Origin of the sequence: Gillisia marina (assembly GCF_000258765.1) — a bacterium.
In the GTDB taxonomy this organism is placed as follows: domain Bacteria; phylum Bacteroidota; class Bacteroidia; order Flavobacteriales; family Flavobacteriaceae; genus Gillisia; species Gillisia marina.
On record NZ_AJLT01000085.1, the window covers coordinates 1 to 809 of the forward strand.

2 protein-coding genes are annotated in these 809 nt (G+C 41.5%); both read right to left on the reverse strand.

Annotated features, from left to right (window positions below; translation table 11 throughout):
* Positions 1-186 (reverse strand): hypothetical protein (locus ON07_RS13500; RefSeq protein WP_010232520.1); only part of this gene is annotated, 186 nt, incomplete at its 3' end.
* 8 nt (positions 187-194) lie between these two features.
* Positions 195-719 carry a hypothetical protein gene (locus ON07_RS13505; RefSeq protein ID WP_155807244.1) on the reverse strand — a complete coding sequence of 175 codons (525 nt, stop codon included), beginning with the start codon at positions 717-719 and terminating at the stop codon, positions 195-197.
* Positions 720-809: the final 90 nt, after the last annotated feature.

Consider the following 809-nt stretch of genomic DNA (forward strand, 5'->3'; position numbering starts at 1 on the left):
CAATAATTGACCATCAATATCATCTTGATCGATTTCGAATTCTACAAAATCTGAAGCATCAGAAGTGTATGGCAATAGTGCATCATCCAAAACAGTTACTCGAACAAAATATGTATCGTCCCCAACCAATGGTGGTAATGGGAAGCAAAGTACAGTGGCTGCCGGTCCAGGATTAATAGTATTCATTAGCCCATCTATGACCACCTCAACACCATCATACCCATCTGCCAAACGTCTACTTGGAACTTGGCTGGGTACTCTCTACCAGTTTCGTCATCACAATAGTTCACAAAAATGCAATAGTTGTTCTCTATCGGAATAGCGTTAATGTCGATGAATAAATAGCCAAAGGCATCTTCTGCACGAGGAACAAAACATAGTACATCTACTTGCACATATGGCTTGGTACCTGCACTTAATTCGATTTCCTGCGGCAACGGGTCTCCAACGCTACTCGCATAGGCACCACCCTCACGTGGGGCTACCCATAATACCTGGTCATCGGCACTGTAAACAATAAAATATTCAAGATAGTAGGTACCAGCCGGTAAGCCCAATAATTCTGAATATTCGGTTTCCCAACTTCCATTGTTATCTACAATATCAATCATAATCAAATCATTAGGATCGGCCTCTGGGTTCATTCCTGCAACCCAGTCATCGTTGCTATCGGTAAGTGCAACAAGCACATATGCAGGGTCTGCATCTCGGCATTCCACTGGATCACCAGATAAATGGTCTTTACTTTGTTTATCAAAATCATTTAATAAAGCACCAAATTGGATTTGAAAAGTGTCCTGAATATCAGA